Annotated in this window: 15 protein-coding genes; 6 read left to right on the forward strand and 9 right to left on the reverse strand. The window is 75.4% G+C overall.

All coding sequences use genetic code 11. The annotated features are described in order from the left end of the window. Positions 1-4 precede the first annotated feature (4 nt). Positions 5-1,387 carry a right-handed parallel beta-helix repeat-containing protein gene (locus DNK53_RS10245; protein WP_110182138.1) on the reverse strand — a complete coding sequence of 461 codons (1,383 nt, stop codon included), beginning with the start codon at positions 1,385-1,387 and terminating at the stop codon, positions 5-7. A gap of 220 nt (positions 1,388-1,607) precedes the next feature. Here DNK53_RS10245 and DNK53_RS10250 point away from each other — a divergent pair, with 220 nt between their 5' ends. Together DNK53_RS10250 and DNK53_RS10255 are read left to right on the forward strand one after the other, a co-directional pair. After that, complete coding sequence (locus DNK53_RS10250) at positions 1,608-2,510, forward strand: FkbM family methyltransferase (RefSeq protein WP_162599876.1); 903 nt, start codon at positions 1,608-1,610, stop codon at positions 2,508-2,510. A 235-nt stretch (positions 2,511-2,745) separates the two neighbouring features. Next, the gene (locus DNK53_RS10255; protein WP_162599877.1) at positions 2,746-4,221 is read left to right on the forward strand and encodes a DUF4082 domain-containing protein; all 1,476 of its coding nucleotides are present in this window, start codon (positions 2,746-2,748) and stop codon (positions 4,219-4,221) included. Between the two features lie 85 nt (positions 4,222-4,306). On the opposite strand, the gene DNK53_RS10260 is transcribed toward DNK53_RS10255, so the two are convergent. Then, complete coding sequence (locus tag DNK53_RS10260) at positions 4,307-4,954, reverse strand: hypothetical protein (RefSeq protein WP_110182141.1); 648 nt, start codon at positions 4,952-4,954, stop codon at positions 4,307-4,309. Between the two features lie 107 nt (positions 4,955-5,061). Between DNK53_RS10260 and DNK53_RS10265 the strand changes: the two genes are divergently transcribed. From DNK53_RS10265 to DNK53_RS10280, 4 genes are read left to right on the forward strand one after another with little or no spacing between them, the layout of a single operon-like run. Beyond that, positions 5,062-5,778 carry a hypothetical protein gene (locus DNK53_RS10265; protein WP_110182142.1) on the forward strand — a complete coding sequence of 239 codons (717 nt, stop codon included), beginning with the start codon at positions 5,062-5,064 and terminating at the stop codon, positions 5,776-5,778. Then, positions 5,778-7,082 carry an O-antigen ligase family protein gene (locus tag DNK53_RS10270; protein WP_110182143.1) on the forward strand — a complete coding sequence of 435 codons (1,305 nt, stop codon included), beginning with the start codon at positions 5,778-5,780 and terminating at the stop codon, positions 7,080-7,082. Before DNK53_RS10265 ends, DNK53_RS10270 begins: the two co-directional genes overlap by 1 nt. Further along, positions 7,079-7,975, forward strand: coding sequence for a glycosyltransferase family 2 protein (locus DNK53_RS10275; protein WP_162599878.1), 897 nt, complete (start codon positions 7,079-7,081; stop codon positions 7,973-7,975). The genes DNK53_RS10270 and DNK53_RS10275 overlap by 4 nt, the downstream gene beginning before the upstream one ends. 5 nt (positions 7,976-7,980) lie before the next feature. After that, on the forward strand, positions 7,981-9,138 hold the full coding sequence (locus tag DNK53_RS10280) for a glycosyltransferase family protein (RefSeq protein WP_162599879.1): 1,158 nt from the start codon (positions 7,981-7,983) through the stop codon (positions 9,136-9,138). A gap of 15 nt (positions 9,139-9,153) precedes the next feature. Here DNK53_RS10280 and DNK53_RS10285 read toward each other — a convergent pair whose 3' ends face one another. From DNK53_RS10285 to DNK53_RS10315, 7 genes are read right to left on the reverse strand one after another with little or no spacing between them, the layout of a single operon-like run. Beyond that, positions 9,154-10,377 carry a glycosyltransferase family 4 protein gene (locus DNK53_RS10285; protein ID WP_110182146.1) on the reverse strand — a complete coding sequence of 408 codons (1,224 nt, stop codon included), beginning with the start codon at positions 10,375-10,377 and terminating at the stop codon, positions 9,154-9,156. Beyond that, on the reverse strand, positions 10,374-11,834 hold the full coding sequence (locus tag DNK53_RS10290) for an oligosaccharide flippase family protein (RefSeq protein WP_110182147.1): 1,461 nt from the start codon (positions 11,832-11,834) through the stop codon (positions 10,374-10,376). Before DNK53_RS10290 ends, DNK53_RS10285 begins: the two co-directional genes overlap by 4 nt. Positions 11,835-11,837: 3 nt before the next feature. Next, positions 11,838-12,944 carry a DegT/DnrJ/EryC1/StrS family aminotransferase gene (locus DNK53_RS10295; protein WP_110182148.1) on the reverse strand — a complete coding sequence of 369 codons (1,107 nt, stop codon included), beginning with the start codon at positions 12,942-12,944 and terminating at the stop codon, positions 11,838-11,840. Next, complete coding sequence (locus tag DNK53_RS10300) at positions 12,941-13,591, reverse strand: NeuD/PglB/VioB family sugar acetyltransferase (protein ID WP_110182446.1); 651 nt, start codon at positions 13,589-13,591, stop codon at positions 12,941-12,943. Before DNK53_RS10300 ends, DNK53_RS10295 begins: the two co-directional genes overlap by 4 nt. Then, positions 13,588-14,730, reverse strand: a complete 1,143-nt coding sequence (locus DNK53_RS10305) for a DegT/DnrJ/EryC1/StrS family aminotransferase (RefSeq protein WP_110182149.1) — start codon at positions 14,728-14,730, stop codon at positions 13,588-13,590. Before DNK53_RS10305 ends, DNK53_RS10300 begins: the two co-directional genes overlap by 4 nt. Beyond that, complete coding sequence (locus tag DNK53_RS10310; RefSeq protein ID WP_110182150.1) at positions 14,727-15,728, reverse strand: NAD-dependent epimerase/dehydratase family protein; 1,002 nt, start codon at positions 15,726-15,728, stop codon at positions 14,727-14,729. The genes DNK53_RS10305 and DNK53_RS10310 overlap by 4 nt, the downstream gene beginning before the upstream one ends. Beyond that, on the reverse strand, positions 15,725-16,810 hold the full coding sequence (locus DNK53_RS10315) for a Gfo/Idh/MocA family protein (RefSeq protein WP_110182151.1): 1,086 nt from the start codon (positions 16,808-16,810) through the stop codon (positions 15,725-15,727). The genes DNK53_RS10310 and DNK53_RS10315 overlap by 4 nt, the downstream gene beginning before the upstream one ends. Positions 16,811-16,835: the final 25 nt, after the last annotated feature.

Below are 16,835 nucleotides of genomic sequence, written 5' to 3' on the forward strand. Positions count from 1 at the left end.
GCCGCTAGCCCTCGGACCGGGCGCGGACCGCGCGCCCCGTCCCCAGGTCGGTGTTGTTCGACCAGGTCACGTCCGCGTTGCGCAGCAGCCCGTAGCCCCAGTGGCCCTTGCCGAAGACGTTGTCGGCGTAGGTGATCGCTGAGACCGCGTCGGACGACGAGAAGGAGCCGTCGGCGTACACGGTGTAGCCACCGCCCAGGAGCTGGTTGCCGGTCACCGAGATCCGGCTGATCGGGCCGAAGTAGTTGTCGACCATCACCGCCGCCGTCTGGGAGTGCTCCGACATGTCGATGGTGTTGTGCACGACGCGGATGTCGCTCAGCCCGCCGTCCATCTGGATGCCGTCGTAGTGCGGGTCGCCGGGCGAGGCGAGCCCGTGGATCCACGAGTCCTGCACGACGCTCCCGGAGCCGGGGACCACGCCGTTCTCGACGCCGGTGATGTCGGCCGCGACGACCGTCATCCCCTTGCCGCCCCCGCCGATGCCGGCGGCGCCGCCGGTGCCCGAGAAGCCGAGCCCGTCGACCTCGACGTGCTCGATCCGGGCGCCGGAGCCGGTCACGTAGAGCGCGTAGTAGTCGCTGCTGCGGACCCGCACGTTGCGCACCGTCACGTTGTTGGCGCGGATGTGGAGCTGGCCCGAGATGTCGAGGTTCTCCACCACGGCACCGTCGGTGGTGACGGTGAGCCCGCGCGAGGCGCGCAGCGCGACGCCGTCCTGGACGCCGGTGGACGCGGCGTCGGGGAAACCGGTCTCCGTCGGCGGCGGCGGCGGCGTGGTGCGCCCGGCGACGCCCACCAGAGCGGGCTCGTCGACCTGGAGCCGTCCCGCGCCCAGCCCCGCGCGCAGCTGGAGCCGCAGGGAGGCGTCGGGGAGCGTGGTGGTGAGCCGCAGGCGCAGGGGGCGCCACGCGCCGGGCCGCAGCCTGACGGAGCGCCGGTGCGTCACGGTCTGGCCGGCACCCTGCTCCCGCACCCGCAGGGTGACCTTCACCGGCTTCTTGCGCGCCCGCACGAGGACCGCCGCCCGGTAGGTGGCGCCGACGGCGACCCCCTCCGCGCGGACCGCGCGGTGGGTGAGCCTGGTCCGGCCCTTCCCCGCCCGGCCACGCGCCTTCACGGTGGTGACGTCGCCCCGCTCCGCGCCGGCGCGTCGCACGGCGATCCGCGCGTTGCCGCGCCAGGCGTGGGGGTCGGCCGCGGCGGCGTCCGCCGCCTGGCCGGCCTCGTCGCCCGCGAGGGGGCGCTGGGGCACGGGGGCGGCGGCCGCGGGGGCGGCGCCGGACAGGTCGGCACCGACGCCGAGGGCGGCGCCGGGAAGGGTGAGGAACAGGCTGGCGAGGGCGAGGCCACGAGTGGCCGGCCTGGCTCGCTTGAGGAAGGACATGGGTTCTCCGCGACGGGGGCGCGCCGCCCGGGAGGGCTGGCCGGTCCGAGCACGACCGAGCGGTCCGGGGACGACGAGGACGCTCGTCATCCTTGGGGCAACGTTGACGAGATGTCAATCTGCGGCATCATGGCGACACCCGGTCCGCGCTCCTGACGGAGGCGTGCCGCAGACGCACCACAGACGTTCCAGCGACGTGCCAGAGAGCTGCGAGGCCACCATGCCACTGCCCACCCCCGCCCGCGCCCGGCTCGCCGTCACCAAGGTGGCGTGGGGGGTGCGCCAGGTGGGTCCGACCCGCGTCGTCGCGGGCCTGCTGCGCCTCCTGGTCGTCACGCTGCGCCGGCCCCGGACCGTGGTCACCCGGACGCGCCGCACGGGCCTGCGGATCGCCTTCCGGCACCCCGAGCAGCTGATCCCCACCCTGGTGGTCTTCGGCGACCTGCTGGAGCCCGAGCTGGCCCTGCTGGAGCGGCACCTCGGGCCCGGCCGCACGGCGGTGGACGTCGGCGCGTCGATCGGCACCTGGACGATGACGGCCGCGCGCACGGGCGCCGTGGTCCACGCCTGCGAGCCCGACGCCGCCGGGCTGGAGGTGCTCCACGAGAACGTCCTCGCCAACGGGCTGCAGGACCGCGTGGTGACGCACCGCCTCGCGGTGGGCGAGCACGCCGGGCGCGCGACGCTCCGGGCCAGCAGCCGCCGCTACCTCAACGGCATCCGCGAGCTGGAGGACGGGCTGGAGGACGGGCTGGAGGACGGGACGCCACACCCCTCCGGGACGGGGACCGACACCGACGAGCTCCCGCTCACCACGCTCGAGGCGTTCCTCCGGGCGGAGGGGCTCGCGGAGGTCGACGTGCTCAAGGTGAACACCGCCGGCCACGAGGCCCAGGTGCTGGCCGGGGCGCTGCCGGTGCTCCGGGCCGGCCGCGTGGGCCTGGCGATGCTGCTGGACGGCACCGCGCTGCGCGAGGCCCTGCGCGCGGCGCAGCTGCCCGGGTACGACGTCTGCGTGTACGACGGTGCCCGCGACGCCCTCGTGCCCGTCGACCTCTCCCCCGGGGCGTCGGTGGAGCGGCCGAGCCCGATGAACCACTACCTGGTGCTCGCGAGGCGCTGACCCCGGTCGGCCCCCTGGCCCGTCGCACGCCCTCGGCGCCCCCTCGCATGGCCCGAACGGGTGACTCGCCTCACCCTTCCGGGTGGTGTTGACGAGGGGTCTACCCCAAATGGGGTACGCGATGCTGGCACGCTCCCCATCCGTACCCGATGTTGGGTACGCGTTTCCGGCTCCTTGGCCTCTCGGGCCCCGGCTGCGCCAAGTCATGAAGCCCACCGAAAGTTGCGACATCACCATGCCTTCTGGCCACTCCTCCGCGCGCCCGCTCACGCGGGTCGCCCTCCCCTCCCTGTCCGCGCTCCTCGTCGCGGGGGCCGTCGCCCTCGCCGTCCCCGGCGCGGCCCAGGCCGAGACCAGCTCCACCACCTTCTCCGCCACCCAGCTCGCCTCCTCCGGCCTCTTCCCCGAGACCCGGCCCTCCAGCGTGCGGACCGACTCCGACACCGCGAGCGTCGAGCTCGGCGTGTCCTTCACGCCGCTGACCGCCAAGCGTGCCCTCGGCGCCCAGGTCTACAAGTCCTCGAGCGACTCCTCGGTGACCCCGACCTCGGCGTCCCTGTGGAGCAGCACCGGCACCCGGCTCGCCACCGTCTCCATCCCGCGCACCTCCAGCACCGGTTGGATCTCGGTCGCCTTCAGCCAGCCCGTCGACCTGAAGGCCGGCGAGCGCTACACCGTCTCCGTCTTCGCGCCCAAGGGCCGGTACGCCGCCACGCAGCGCGGCTTCTCCACCGCGGTCGAGGCCAACGGCCTGCGCGCCCGCTCCGGGAGCAACGGCGTCTACCGGTACGGCAGCGCCTCCGGCTTCCCGACCAAGAGCTACCTGTCGTCCAACTACTGGGTCGACGTGATCACCGCGAGCAGCGCCAACCAGCCCGTCGCCCCGATCCCGGAGCCGACGCCCACCCCGACGCCCACCCCGACCCCGACGCCGACGCCGACGCCGACGCCGACGCCGACGCCCGAGCCGACCCCGGTCACCGGCTTCCCGAACGCCGCCAGCACCGGCGTGCCTGCCGGCGTCACCCTCAAGTCGTCCGGCAGCGTCGTCGTCACCCAGCCCGGCGCGGTCGTCGAGAACCTCGACATCCGCGGCTCGCTGGAGATCCGCGCCGAGAACGTGACGGTGCGCAACACCCGGATCACCGGCTCGTCCTACTACACCGTGCGCGTGAGCGCGGCCGGCGCGAAGCTCGACAACCTCGAGATCAACGGCACCGGCACCGCGGACGGCAACGGGGGCATCGGCGGGGGCGGTCGCAACATGACCGTCACCGACTCGGAGATCGTCGGCACCGCCGACGGCATCGTCCCCGGCTCCGGCAGCGTCATCCGCAACAACTGGATCCACTCCCTCAAGGCCGTCAACGACCCGCACTACGACGGGATCCAGATGGACGGCGGCCTGAGCAACATCCGCGTCGAGAACAACACGATCGACATGTCCGAGCACAGCCAGACCTCGACGGTCATGGTGGACAACTACTTCGGCGCGATCAGCGACATCACGGTCACCGGCAACAAGCTGGTCGGCGGCGGCTACACCGTCTACGCCGACGGCAACTTCTCCAGCACCAACAAGGTCAGCAACATCACGTACTCCAACAACGTGATGGGCAAGGGCCGCTGGGGCTACGGCCTCATCCGCAACGCCCAGGTCAACTGGACCGGCAACAAGGACGCCGCCACCGGCAGCACCGTCGGCTACTGAGCCGAACCCCCCACGGGCCCAGGCCCGTGCCCACGACCCCGGCCGGGGCGTCCGCACCGGACGTCCCGCCCGGGGTCGCGGCGCGTCAGGAGCGGCGGGCCCGGCGTCGCACCAGCACGCCGTCGACCAGGAGGCCCGCCAGGGCGGTGAGCAGGAGCCCCACGACGCCCGCGGCCGCGGCCGCCCGGGTGGGGTGGCCGCCGGCGGGCACGACCGGCCCGTCCTCGGGCACCACGCGGGCCGTGGCCCGCCGGCGCGGCGGCACCCCGTCGTCCGCCTGCGTCTGCCGCAGCGTCCGCACCACCCGGTCCAGCACGTCGTCGCGCAGGGCGACGACCTCCGCCCGGCTCGTGCCGACCGCCTGGACGTCCAGCACCGGCGCCACGAAGCTGTGGTCCCACTGGCCCCCGGCGTTGGGGAGCGTGACCTGGACGCCCCGTCGCACCCCCGTCCCCTCGAGGGGGACGACCTGCGCGGTGCCCGGCTCGCGGGGTCGCCCCTCGTTGACCAGCCGCTCGACGAGCCCGGCCAGGGCGATCAGGTCCTCCCCCCGGCTCACCAGCTCGGGGGCGAGCGTGTCGTCGGGCGGGGCCACGAGGACGACGTCGACGCGGCTGACGAAGAGGGGGGCCGGGCTCGCCACGGCCGCGGCCACGGCGGCGGTGGCCACGAGCCCTGCCGCGACGACGTACCACCGGCGCAGGAGCCGGCGCAGCAGCTCGACCGTCGTCATGCGTCGCATGCTATGCCCGGCCAGCGGTCCGCACCTGCCCACGAAGCCCTTCGGATGAGTACGATCCACGGACGGGCGCGGTGCTCACCCGGGGGAGGAGGACCTGCGTGTACCTACGGGACGTCTTCGTCATCTGCCTGCGGCGCTGGCCGCTGCTGCTGCTCGCCCTCGTGCTCTCCGCGGGAGCGGTGTACGCCGCCGCCCAGCGCGTCCCGCCCAGCTACCGCAGCGAGGCCGCCGTCGTGCTGGTCCCGCCCCGCAACGCCGAGTTCCCCGAGCAGAACAGGTTCCTCGAGCTGGGTGGGCTGAAGCAGACCGCCGACATCCTCGTCCGCTCCATGTCGTCCTCCTCGACCGCCGAGGAGATCGAGGCCGAGGTGCCCGACGCCGAGTACACGGTGCTCCCCGACTTCGCCACGAGCGCGCCGGTGATCACGCTCGAGGCCACCCACGAGGACCCCGAGCTGGCCGAGGCGACGCTCCGCCTCCTGCTCGAGCGCCTGCCCGCCGACCTGGTCGAGCTGCAGGAGTCGGTGAACATCAGGCCGTCCCAGCAGATCACCCAGGTCGTCATCCACGCCGACGACGAGGCCGAGCCCGTCCTGCGCGCCAAGGTGCAGGTGCTCAGCCTGCTCGCCGCGGCCCTCCTGCTGGTCAGCGTCCTCGCGGTCGCGCTGGTCGACAGCCTGCTCCGCTCCCGGAGCACCCGCCGCCGGTCCCGCAAGGGCAGGCCGGGCAAGCCGGACGCGACGGACGAGCCGGACGAGCCGGACGAGCGGGACGAGCGGGACGAGTCGGACGAGCGGGATCCCGGGAACGCCTGATGCCGGGCACGAGGCGCGACGCCCACCTGGACGCGGTCACCTACCTGACCTTCTACCTCGTGCTGCTCGTCGGCCTGGAGTCCCGCTGGGTGGTGGCGCCCCTGGGCGGCGCCGGGGCGCCGGCCACCCTGGTCGCGCTGGCGGGGCTCTGCTGGTGGCTCTTCCACCAGCTGCAGCGCTCCACGCCCGCCCACCGGGGGAGCCAGCCGGTCCGGCGCGCCCTGCTCTGCGTGTTCCTCGCCTTCACCGCGAGCTATGCGGTGGCCATGTCCCGGCCGGTCGCCGCCGACGAGGCGAGCACCGCCACGCTGGGCATGGTTGCCCTCGTCGGCTGGACGGGGGTCTGCCTGCTCGCCCACGACGGCGTGCCGACGATGGAGCGGTTCGACGTGCTGACGCGGCGGCTGGTCCTGGCGGGCGCGCTCACCGCGCTGCTCGGCCTGGCCCAGTTCGCCGCGGAGGACCTCCTGATCAGGGCGTTCACGCCGCCCGGCCTGGTCACCAGCGCGCCGCTGAGCGACCTCGTGGTCCGCAACGGCTTCGCCCGCCCGGCCGGCACCGCGCTGCACCCCATCGAGTTCGGCGCCGTGCTGGGGATCGTGCTGCCGATCGCGATCTCCTACGCGCGCACCACGCCGACCGCGCGCGGCCGGCACTGGGCGGCCGTCACGGCCATGGCGTTCGCGATCCTGCTGTCGGGCTCCCGCTCCGCGATCCTCAGCGCCGTGGTCGGCCTCCTGGTGCTCGGCGTGGTCTGGGGCCGCCGGGCCCGGCTCTGGGCCTTGGCCACCTGCGGCGGGATGCTCGCCGTCGTCCTGGTCGCGGTGCCGGGGATGGCCGGCACGATCCTCAAGCTCTTCACCACCGTCGGCACGGACGACAGCGTCGCCTCGCGGACGGACTCCTACCCCGTCGTGTGGCACTTCATCGAGCAGGCGCCGCTCCTCGGCCGGGGGTACGGCACCTTCCTGCCGAGCTACCGCATCCTCGACAACCAGTACCTCCTGCTGCTGGTCGAGGTGGGGGCGGTCGGCCTGGTCGCCTTCGTCGCGCTCCTGGCGGCCGCCGGCTGGACGGCGGGCCGCTCCCGGCTGCTCACCGGGCCGGTCGCCGCCGAGCGGGGCCAGGGGTACGTCGCGGCGGTCGCGGCCGCCGCGGTCGGGCTCGTCACCTACGACGGGCTGAGCTTCCCGACCGCCTCGGGGCTCACCTTCCTGGTGGTCGGGCTCTGCGGTGCCCTGTGGCGCCTGCAGCGGGAACCGCTCTCCCCACCGAGGGCCGCCCGTGCGGAGGTGGCCGCGTGAGCCGGGTCGACGTGGTCGTGGTGACCTACCAGTCCGTCCACGTCGTGGGGGCGCTGCTCGACTCGCTGCCCGCGGCGATGGCGGGCCAGGAGCACGCCACGGTGGTCGTCGACAACGGCTCCACCGACGGCACCCGGGAGCTGGTCGCCGCGAGGTCGGACTGCCTCCTCGTCGAGTCGGGGAACCACGGCTACTCCGCCGGGATCAACGCCGGCGTCGCCGCGCTCGCCGGCACCGGCCCGGTGCTCGTGCTCAACCCCGACCTGACCCTCGCGCCGGGGTCGGTGCCGCGGCTCGTGGACGCCCTGCGCGACCCCGCCCACGGGGTGGCCGCCCCCCGCGTGCTCTCCCCCGACGGGAGCCTCTTCCTCTCCCTGCGCCGCGAGCCGACGCTGGGGCGGGCGCTGGGCCTGGGCGGCACCCGGCACCCGGCGCTCAGCGAGCGGCTCGACGACCCCGCGGCCTACGAGACGCCCCGGACCGTCGACTGGGCCCTGGGGGCGTGCCTGCTGGTCGACCGGGCCTGCCACGACCTGCTGGGCGGGTGGGACGAGAGCTTCTTCCTCTACTCCGAGGAGACCGACTTCTGCCTCCGGGCCCGGGACGCCGGGCTGCGCACGGTCTACGTGCCGGACGCGGTCGTCACCCACGTCGGCGGAGGGTCCGGCCAGTCGCCCGCGATCCACGCGATGCAGATCGTCAACCGGGTGCGGCTCTACCGGCGCCGGCACCGGCTGCCGGCGTCCCTCCTCTACTACGCCCTGGCGCTGGCCAGCGAGGGCTCGAAGGCCGTGCGCGGGGAGCGCAGGTCCCGCACGGCCCTGGTCAGCCTCCTGGTCCCCCGTCGACGTCCGCCCGAGCTCCGCTGCGGCGACGGCCTCCTCCCCCGGTGACCGGGATGGACGACGAGACCGCGCGCCCCGGCGGCGCCCGCCCCACGGTGCTGTGGCAGGCCGGCGTGCCCTGGGACGGCGTCGTCGGCACCGACCGACAGCTCGTCACCCGGCTCGCCCGGTGGACGGACGTGGTCTGGGTGGACCCGCCGCTGTCGGTGGTGCGCTCCGCCGGCCCGCGGGACGCCCTGCGCGGCGTCCGGGTCGGCACGCCCCTGCCGGGCGTGACCCGGGTGACGCTCCCCGCGCCGCCGTGGCCCTACCGCCCGGGCGTCCTCCCCGTCACGGCCGCCCTCGCCCGCACGCTCCTGGACCGCTTCCTGGCGGCCGGACCGGGGCGGGTGGACGTCGTGGTGGCGACCAGCCCCTACCTCCCGCTGCAGCCGGTGCCGGGGGCGCGCCGGGTCTACTACGCGACCGACGACTTCCCGGCCGGCGCCGCCCTGATGGGGCAGCGTCCCGATCGGATGGCCGCGCTGGAGGCGCGCCGGGTCGCCGAGGCGCAGACGCTGGGGGCCGTCTCCCCGGTGATCGTCGAGCGCTGGCCGGACAGGTCGGCCTTCGTCCTGCCCAACGGCTGCGACGTCGACCACCACGCGCGGGTCGAGGAGGCCCCCGAGCCGCAGGACGTCTCGCTCGAGGGCCGGGTGGCGGGGGTGGTCGGGCAGCTCTCCGAGCGCATCGACCTGGCCCTGCTGGAGGCGGTGGCCGGGACCGGCCTGTCGCTGCTGCTGGTGGGCCCCCGGCTGGCCGGCTGGGGCGGCGCCCGGTTCGACCGGCTGGTCGCCCGGGGCAACGTCCAGTGGGTGGGGCGCAAGGAGTTCGCCGAGCTCCCGTCGTACCTGCGCCGCATCGACGTCGGCCTCACGCCGTACGCCGACTCCGCGTTCAACCGGGCCAGCTTCCCGCTCAAGACCCTGGAGTACCTCGCCGCGGGGCGGGCGGCCCTCTCCACGCCGCTGCCGGCGCTCGAGCTGCTCGCCACCGACCTCGTGGCCGTGGCGTCGGGACCCGACGAGTTCGCCGCCCGGGCGGTGGCGCTGGCCCATGCCGCCGGCGACCCGCGGGAGGTCGAGGCACGCCGCCGCTTCGCCCGCCGGCACGGCTGGGAGGAGCGGGCCCGGCGGTTGGCCGGCCTCCTCGGCCTCGACGTCCCGGGGTGACGGCGCACCGCCGGCTCAGGCGGGTCGGGCGTTGAAGTCGTCGCGGCTCACCCGGCCCCCCAGCCGCCGGGCGCGACGGACCACCTTGTAGCCCACCAGGCCCGCGCCCGACCGCACGGAGTCCCGCACCCACGGCGACCCCTCGGCCGGGGCGCGGCGGGCGGCGGCGTACGTCGTCACGAGCTGTTCCGCGGCCCGCTCGAGGCTGAAGCGTCGCTCCACCACCCGTCGGCCGAACGCTCCCAGCCGGGCCGCGCCCGCCGGGTCGTCGAGCAGCTCGCGCAGCTGACCCGCGAGCGCGAGCACCGCGTCCGCCCGGCCGAGGTCGGCGCGGCCGTACCACCCGCCCTCGAGGAACTGGGGCAGGGAGTCGGGGGTGAGGGTGCGGAAGAACCCGCCCTCGCCCTGGACCACCAGCGGCTTGGCGAAGGCCATCGCGCGCAGCGCCGACCCGCCCATCCCGAGGCAGACGTCGGCGGCGTCGTAGGCGCCCCGCGGGTCGGGCACCGACCCCGTCAGTTCCACGACCGGCCGACCGACCAGGGCGGCGGCCGCCGCCGCCGCCCCCTCCACCTCGGCCCGCGCGGGGCCGTCACCGACGACGACGAGCCGCACCCGCCGCTCGCGGGCGAGCAGGGCGACGGCGTGCACCGCGGTCAGGATCCCCTCGAGCTTGAGCTCCCGGGCGAGCCGGGTGACCACGACCACGAGCTGCTCGTCGGGCTCCGCGTGGGCCGCCCGGAACTCCCGCCCGGGGCCGCCCGGGGCGTTGGCGCGCACGTCGACCGGCGGCTCCATCAGCAGCACCTCGCCCGGCCGGGTGGCGGCCGTGAGCCGACGCAGCCGTTCGGTCCCGACGAAGAGCGGCAGCGAGCGCGGGAGGAAGTCGGCCACGGCCATCGACATCACGGTGCCGACCACCGCCGGCCCCCCGCGCGCGGGGCCGGCCGCCGCCCAGCACTCCATGATCGGCGGCCACTCGTAGCCGTGCAGGACGTCGATCCCGCGCGTCCGGGACAGCCGGCGGAGGTCCTGCGCGGTGCCGGGTCCGGGGGTGATCGGCGACGGGTGCCGGGGCACCACCTCCAGGCCCATCCGGGCGACCACGTCGACCAGGGGGCCGTCGGGGGCGTAGACGACGACCTCGTGGCCGAGGTCTCGGACCGCGCCGGCCAGCTCGACCGCGTTGAGCTGGCTGCCGCCCATCTCCATGGCGTGCGGGTAGACCAGGACCCTCATGGGGAGACCTTCCGGAAGACGTCGAGGTCGGCCCGGTGCCGCAGCACGAGCAGGGCGGAGACCGCCGACGAGAGGAGTCCGCACAGGACGAGGGCCACGAGGTCGGGGGCCACGGTCGCCACGAGGGCTCCCGCCGCCGCGGCCGTGACGGCAGCCGCCGCCAGCGGGACCGCCAGCGCGGAGAGCACCGCCGCGGGACGCACGCCGACCCGGGCCAGCTCGGCCAGGTAGAGGGGGACGCTCGCCGCCGCGGCCGCGACCAGGAGGCCGACGGCGGCACCCTCCACGCCGTGGCTGCGGGTCCCCCACCACACCGCGGGGACCAGCAGCGTCACCCAGAGCAGCTGGACCCGGAGCAGCGCGCGGGAGCGCTCCCGCACGACGAGGTGGTCGTAGGCCAGCTCGAAGAAGATCCGCAGGCCCGCCAGCACCGCGAGCCACCGCAGCGCGGGCGCCGCGCCGGCCCACGCCTCGCCGTAGACGAAGCGCACCAGCTCGGGCGCGGTCACCGCCATCACCGCGCAGAGCGGCAGGGCCACCAGCGCGACCGGCCGCAGCACGAGGCCGAAGGACCGCCCCAGCGCCTCGGGGTCGTGCTGCATCCGCGCGAAGAGCGCGGGGGCCACGCTGCGCAGGGGCTGGGAGAAGAGCAGCACCGGCCAGGACGCGAGGTTCACCGCCAGCACGTAGTGGCCCAGCGTCACCGGCCCCAGCACGCTCCCCACCACGACCTGGTCGAGGAAGCCGACCAGGAAGACCACGACGCTCGCCCCCGCGAGCGGCAGGCCGAAGGACAGCAGCCGGCGGGCGCAGCGCGGGTCGAAGCCGAACCGCAGCGGCAGGGGGGAGAACCGCAGGAAGAGCGCCCCGGAGACGACGGCCCCCACGAGCCGTCCGACGACCAGGGCCTCGGCGCCGCTGCCCGTCGCCGCCATGGCGAGGGAGACCGCCGCACCCAGCCACACGTTGACCTGGTCGACGAGCATCCGCTGGTCCTGGCGGAAGGCCCGCTGCATCAGCGCGGCCGGGGTGGCGACGACCCCGTTGACCACCACGCAGAGCACGAGCAGCTGCACGAGGCCGGCCGCCTCGGGGGAGCCCATGGCGCCGGCGAAGGCCGGGGCGCCCAGCATCGCCGCCCCGGCCACCAGCACGCTCGTGGCCGTCGAGATCGTGGCCACCGTGGGGGCGATCTCGGCGGGGTCGGTCCGCCAGCGGACGATGGCCAGGCTCACCCCCAGCTCGTTGAAGCTGAGCACCGCCATCAGCGCGACCAGGGCCACCGCAAAGGTGCCGAACTCCTCGGGTCCCAGCATCCGCGCGAGCGCGATGCCGATGGCCACGGTGCCGAAGCGGGCGACCGCGGTGTTGACCAGGCTCCAGACGAGAGCGCCGCCGGCACCGGGGCGCGTCGGCGTGCGCTGCTCCCGCTCCCCCACGGTGCTGCTGCGGCCCACGCGTCAGCCCCGCACGAGGCTGCCGAGGACGTCCGCGACCCGCTCCTGCTGGACGGGCGCGAGGTGCGGGAACATCGGCAGCGACAGGATCGCGTCGGCCGCCGCCTCCGCCACCGGGAAGGCCCCCGGCCCGAGGCCCAGGTGCCGGTAGGCGGGGGTGAGGTGGAGGGCGGTCGGGTAGTGGATCCCGGCGCCCACGCCCGCCTCGGCCAGCCCGGCCAGCACCCGGTCGCGGTCGGCGACCCGGACGACGTACAGGTGCCACACGTCCTCGTTGCCGGGCAACGTCCGCGGGACCCGGACGCCGGGCAGGTCGGCGAGCAGCTCGGCGTACCGGGCGGCCGCCTCGCGGCGCAGCTGGTTCCACTTCTCCAGCCGCGCGAGCTTGGCGCGCAGGTAGACGGCCTGCACCGTGTCGAGCCGCGAGTTCGTCCCGACCACCTCGTGGACGTACTTGGTGCGCGAGCCGTGCGCCCCCAGCAGCCGCACCCGGTCGGCCACCTCCTCGTCGCAGGTGGTGACGGCGCCCGCGTCGCCCGCGGCGCCCAGGTTCTTGCCGGGGTAGAAGCTCGTCGCCGCCGCCAGCCCGAGGGAGCCGGCCGGCGCGCCGTGCCGGCGCGCGCCCTGCGCCTGGGCGGAGTCCTCCACGACCGCGACCCCCGCCGCCGCGCAGAGCGGCAGCAGCCGCTCGACGGGGGCGACCTGGCCGTAGAGGTGCACCGGCACCACGGCCCGGGTGCGCGGGGTGAGGGCCCGCCCGACCGCGTCGACGTCGACCAGCAGGTGCTCCTCGTCGACGTCGACGAGGACCGGGACGGCCCCGATCCGCGAGACCGCCTCCGCCGTGGCGACGAACGTGTTGGCCGGCAGGACCACCTCGTCCCCCGGCCCGACGCCCACGGCGCGCAGCGCCAGCTCGAGGGCGTCGGTGCCGTTGGCCACGCCCACGCAGTGCCGCGCCCCGACGTACCGCGCGTACTCGGCCTCGAAGAGGCCCACCTCCTCGCCGCCGACGAACGCGGTGCGCGCGAAGACGTCGGCGAGGCCCACCTGCACCTCGTCGGCGACCTCGGCGTGCTGCGACGCCAGGTCCACGAACGGGACGTTCATCCCTCCACCTCCACGGGTCGTCGCAGGGGGCGGGCCGGGACGCCCGCCCAGGTCTCGCCGGGGGGCAGGTCCGCGGTCAGCACGGCCCCCATCCCGAGGACGGCGTCGGCGCCCACCACGAGGCGCTCGCGCACCGCGGCGGCCATCCCCAGGTAGGCGCCGGTCCCCACGCGGACGCCGCCGCCGAGCTGGACGCCCGCGCAGACGGTCGCGAACTCCTCGAGCACCACGTCGTGGGTGAGCGTCGCGTGCGGCATCACCACGACGTGCTCGCCCACCTCCACGTCGGCGGTGAGCACCACGCCCGCCAGGAGCACGCTGCCGCGCCCGACCCGGCAGCCCGGGGGCACCCGCACGTCGGGGTGGACGACGGTGGCGTACCGGTCCGGGCGGACCCCCAGCCCGTGCAGGCGCCGCACGACCGCGCGCCGCGCCGCCCCGCGGCCCACGCAGACCAGGAGCCGGTGGTCGGGGTACTCCCCCGCGAGCTCCAGCCCGCCGCGGACCGGGTGGCCGTGCACCTCGGTCCCCCACCGGGCCGGGTCGTCGTCCAGCAGCGTCACCGAGGCGTGCCGCTGCAGCAGCCCCGGCACCGCGAGCACCTCGCGGGCGAGCCCGCTGGCGGCGAGCAGCAGCAGCCCGCTCACCTCGCCCGCCCTGCCCGGCACAGCGCCTCCACGACGCGCGCCTGGTCGGACTCCGAGAGCTGGTGGTGGAGCGGCAGGATCAGCGTCTGGTCGGTGAGCCGCTCGGTGCCCGGCAGCGGCAGCCCGCCGCCGTACCGGTAGCGGTACGCCGGCTGCCGGTGCGCCGCCATGATCCCGCGCCGTGCCGAGATGTCGGCCCGCGCGAGGTGGACGAGCAGCTCGTCCCGGCTGAGCGGGAACTCCTCCTCCACCTCGACCCAGCAGGACTGGAAGTTGGTCGTCCCGTGGGGCGGGTCGGCGACCAGCCGGAGCCCGTCGACCTCCTCCAGCGCCTTGGCGTACCCCTCGGCGAGGGCGCGGCGCCGCGCCACCATCTCGTCGAGCCGCCCCAGCTGGACCAGCCCGACCGCCGCCTGCAGATCGGTCATCCGGTAGTTGAACCCGACCTCCGGGTACTGCTCGGCGGGCGCGAGGACGCTGGCGTGCCGCTCGGCCGCCGAGACGCTCATCGCGTGCTCGCGGAGCCGGGCGACCCGCTCCGCCCACTCGGGGCGGGAGGTGGTGACCATCCCGCCCTCGCCGGTGGTGAGCAGCTTGCGCGGGTGGAAGGACCACGCCGCGATCTCTGCGCCCGCCCCGGCGGGGCGCCCGCGGTAGGTCGAGCCCGCCGCGCAGGCGGCGTCCTCGACGACCACGATCCCCTGGGGGTCGCACAGGCGGCGGACCGGGTCGAGGTCAACCGGGACACCGCCCTGGTCGACGACCACCACCGCCCGCGTGTCGCGGGTCAGCACCTCGGCGACCGTCTCCGCGGTGACGTTGCCGGTGACCGGGTCGACGTCGGCGAAGACCGGCCGGGCCCCCAGGTAGGTCGCCGCGTTGGCGGTCGCGATGAAGGAGAACGACGGCAGCACCACGTCGTCCCCCGCCCCGACGCCGGCGACCAGCAGCGCCAGGTGGAGGCCCGCCGTGCAGCTGGAGACGGCCACGGCGTGGTCCGCCTCCTGGTGGGCGGCGAACGCGCGCTCGAACGCCGCCACCCGGGGCCCCTGGGCCACCCAGCCGGAGGCGAGCACCTCGGCGACGGCGGCGGTCTCCTCCTCGCCGAACCACGGCTGCATCACGTTGATCCGGCTCATCGTGCACCTGCCAGCTGGCGTCCGGCCGCGATCTCCTCGCGCAGCGGCCGCCACCACTCGACGAGCCGGTGCAGCCCCTCCTCGAGGCCGATCTCGGTGGTGAAGCCGAGGTCGCGCCGCGCGGCGGAGACGTCGGCCAGCCGACGCACCACGCCGTTGACCGCGCGCTCCGGCCCGAGCTCGACCGAGAGGTCGGGCCGCCCCATCACCCGCAGCAGCGCCTCGGCCAGCTCCAGCAGGCTGGTCTCGGTGCCGCTGGCGACGTTGTAGACCCCCTCGCGCACGTCGCTGCGCGCGGCGAGCACGTTGGCGCGGGCGATGTCGGGGACGCAGGCGAAGTCCATGGTCTGGCGGCCGTCGCCGAAGATCAGCGGCGGTCGACCGTCGGCGACCCGCTCCATCCAGCGCACCAGCACCTCGGTGTAGAGGCCGTGCACGTCCATCCGGGGCCCGTAGACGTTGAAGTACCGGAGCATGACGTAGTCGAGCCCGTGCATCGCGCGGAAGCTGCGGACCATGCCCTCGTTGAACGACTTGGCGGCCCCGTAGAACGTGTCGTTGTGGTGGTGGTGGTGGCGCTCCGGCGTCGGGAACTCCTCGGCCATCCCGTAGACCGAGGCCGACGACGCCGCCACCAGCTTGCCGACCCGCGCCTGCGCGGCGGCCTCCACCACGTTGAAGGTGCCGTCGACCATCACCTCCAGCGCCAGCCGCGGGTCCTCGGCGCACTGGGTGATCCGGATCGCCGCCTGGTGGAAGACCAGGTCCTTGCCGCGGGTCAGGTCGTGGACCAGGTCCCGGTCGGTGATGTCGCCCTCGACGAGGGCGACCCGGCCCGACGCCAGGGCGTCGTCGAGGTTGGCCCGCCGGCCCCGGACCAGGTTGTCCAGGACGTCGACGTGGGCCACCCCCGCCTCCACCAGCTGGTCGACCAGGGTCGAGCCGATCGTCCCGGCCCCGCCCGTGACCAGGACCTGCGCGCCCTCCAGGCTCGTCATCCCACTACCTCCAGCTGTGTCGTGCTGATGTCGGTGTCGACCAGGACCCCGCCGGCGGCGAGGCTGCGGGAGGCGCCGTCGAGCACCCGGAGCACCCGGAGCCCGGCCGCGCCGTCGGTCCGCGACGGTCGTCGCTCCCGGATGCTGGCGGCGAACTCCGCGGCCATCCCCGCCAGTGCCTCCCGCTCCGGCAGGGCCGGCGCCCAGGTGTCGCCCAGGCGGTAGGAGATCGTCGCGGCGGTGCGGTCCGTCGTCCCGACCGCCTGCTGCGCCAGGTCGACCCCGCGGTCGTAGACGCTCACCCGCTGCTGGGGGTTGAGGTCGTCCCAGACGAGGGTCCGGCGGGTGCCGGCGACCACCATCTGACGGATCTTGGTCGGGCTGAGCCAGTTGACGTGGACGTGGGCCATCGACCCTCCTGGCAGGGGGAGGCTGAGATACCCGACGCACGCCTTGCCGGCTCGCAGCGGGTCGGCCCCCTGGGCCGCCACCCCGGTCGGTCGCAGCCCGCCCGGGAGCACGAAGTCGAGGATCGACAGGTCGTGGGGCGCCAGGTCCCAGAAGACGTCGACGTCTGGCTGCACCAGCCCGAGGTTGATCCGGACCGAGTCGACGAAGAGGATCTCGCCCAGCTCACCGGCCTCGACCAGCTCGCGGATCTTGAGCACCGCCGGGGTGTAGCAGTAGGTGTGGTCGGCCATCAGCACGAGCCCCTGCTCGCGGGCCGCCTCGACCATCGCCCGGCCGTGGGGGACGCTGTCGGCGAGCGGCTTCTCCACCAGCACGTGCTTGCCGGCGCGCAGGGCGGCCAGGGCGATCCCCTGGTGGGTGCGGGCCGGGGTGGCGACGGCGACCGCCGCCACGTCGTCGCGCCCGAGCACCTCGGCCAGCGACGACGTCACGAGGACGTCGCCCGACCCGCCGCCCAGCACCCGGCGGGCCCGCTCCTCGTCGAGGTCGCAGACGGCGACCAGCTCCCAGTCGGGGCTGGCGCGGAAGTTGCGGACCAGGTTCGGTCCCCAGTAGCCCGCGCCGACGACGGCCACGCCGATCGGTGGCCGTGCCTGTGTGGTGCCGGTCATGTGGTGCCCCCTTGCTCGCTGCTGT

It is taken from the genome of Nocardioides solisilvae (genome assembly GCF_003194625.1).
GTDB lineage: Bacteria > Actinomycetota > Actinomycetes > Propionibacteriales > Nocardioidaceae > Nocardioides > Nocardioides solisilvae.

What these genes read in the sequence shown, in the direction of transcription:
- DNK53_RS10245 (WP_110182138.1), bottom strand. Translation starts at nt 1,387, where the DNA reads ATGTCCTTCCTCAAGCGAGCCAGGCCGGCCACTCGTGGCCTCGCCCTC.
- DNK53_RS10250 (WP_162599876.1), top strand. Translation starts at nt 1,608, where the DNA reads ATGCCACTGCCCACCCCCGCCCGCGCCCGGCTCGCCGTCACCAAGGTG.
- DNK53_RS10255 (WP_162599877.1), top strand. Translation starts at nt 2,746, where the DNA reads ATGCCTTCTGGCCACTCCTCCGCGCGCCCGCTCACGCGGGTCGCCCTC.
- DNK53_RS10260 (WP_110182141.1), bottom strand. Translation starts at nt 4,954, where the DNA reads ATGACGACGGTCGAGCTGCTGCGCCGGCTCCTGCGCCGGTGGTACGTC.
- DNK53_RS10270 (WP_110182143.1), top strand. Translation starts at nt 5,778, where the DNA reads ATGCCGGGCACGAGGCGCGACGCCCACCTGGACGCGGTCACCTACCTG.
- DNK53_RS10280 (WP_162599879.1), top strand. Translation starts at nt 7,981, where the DNA reads ATGGACGACGAGACCGCGCGCCCCGGCGGCGCCCGCCCCACGGTGCTG.
- DNK53_RS10285 (WP_110182146.1), bottom strand. Translation starts at nt 10,377, where the DNA reads ATGAGGGTCCTGGTCTACCCGCACGCCATGGAGATGGGCGGCAGCCAG.
- DNK53_RS10295 (WP_110182148.1), bottom strand. Translation starts at nt 12,944, where the DNA reads ATGAACGTCCCGTTCGTGGACCTGGCGTCGCAGCACGCCGAGGTCGCC.
- DNK53_RS10305 (WP_110182149.1), bottom strand. Translation starts at nt 14,730, where the DNA reads ATGAGCCGGATCAACGTGATGCAGCCGTGGTTCGGCGAGGAGGAGACC.
- DNK53_RS10310 (WP_110182150.1), bottom strand. Translation starts at nt 15,728, where the DNA reads ATGACGAGCCTGGAGGGCGCGCAGGTCCTGGTCACGGGCGGGGCCGGG.
- DNK53_RS10315 (WP_110182151.1), bottom strand. Translation starts at nt 16,810, where the DNA reads ATGACCGGCACCACACAGGCACGGCCACCGATCGGCGTGGCCGTCGTC.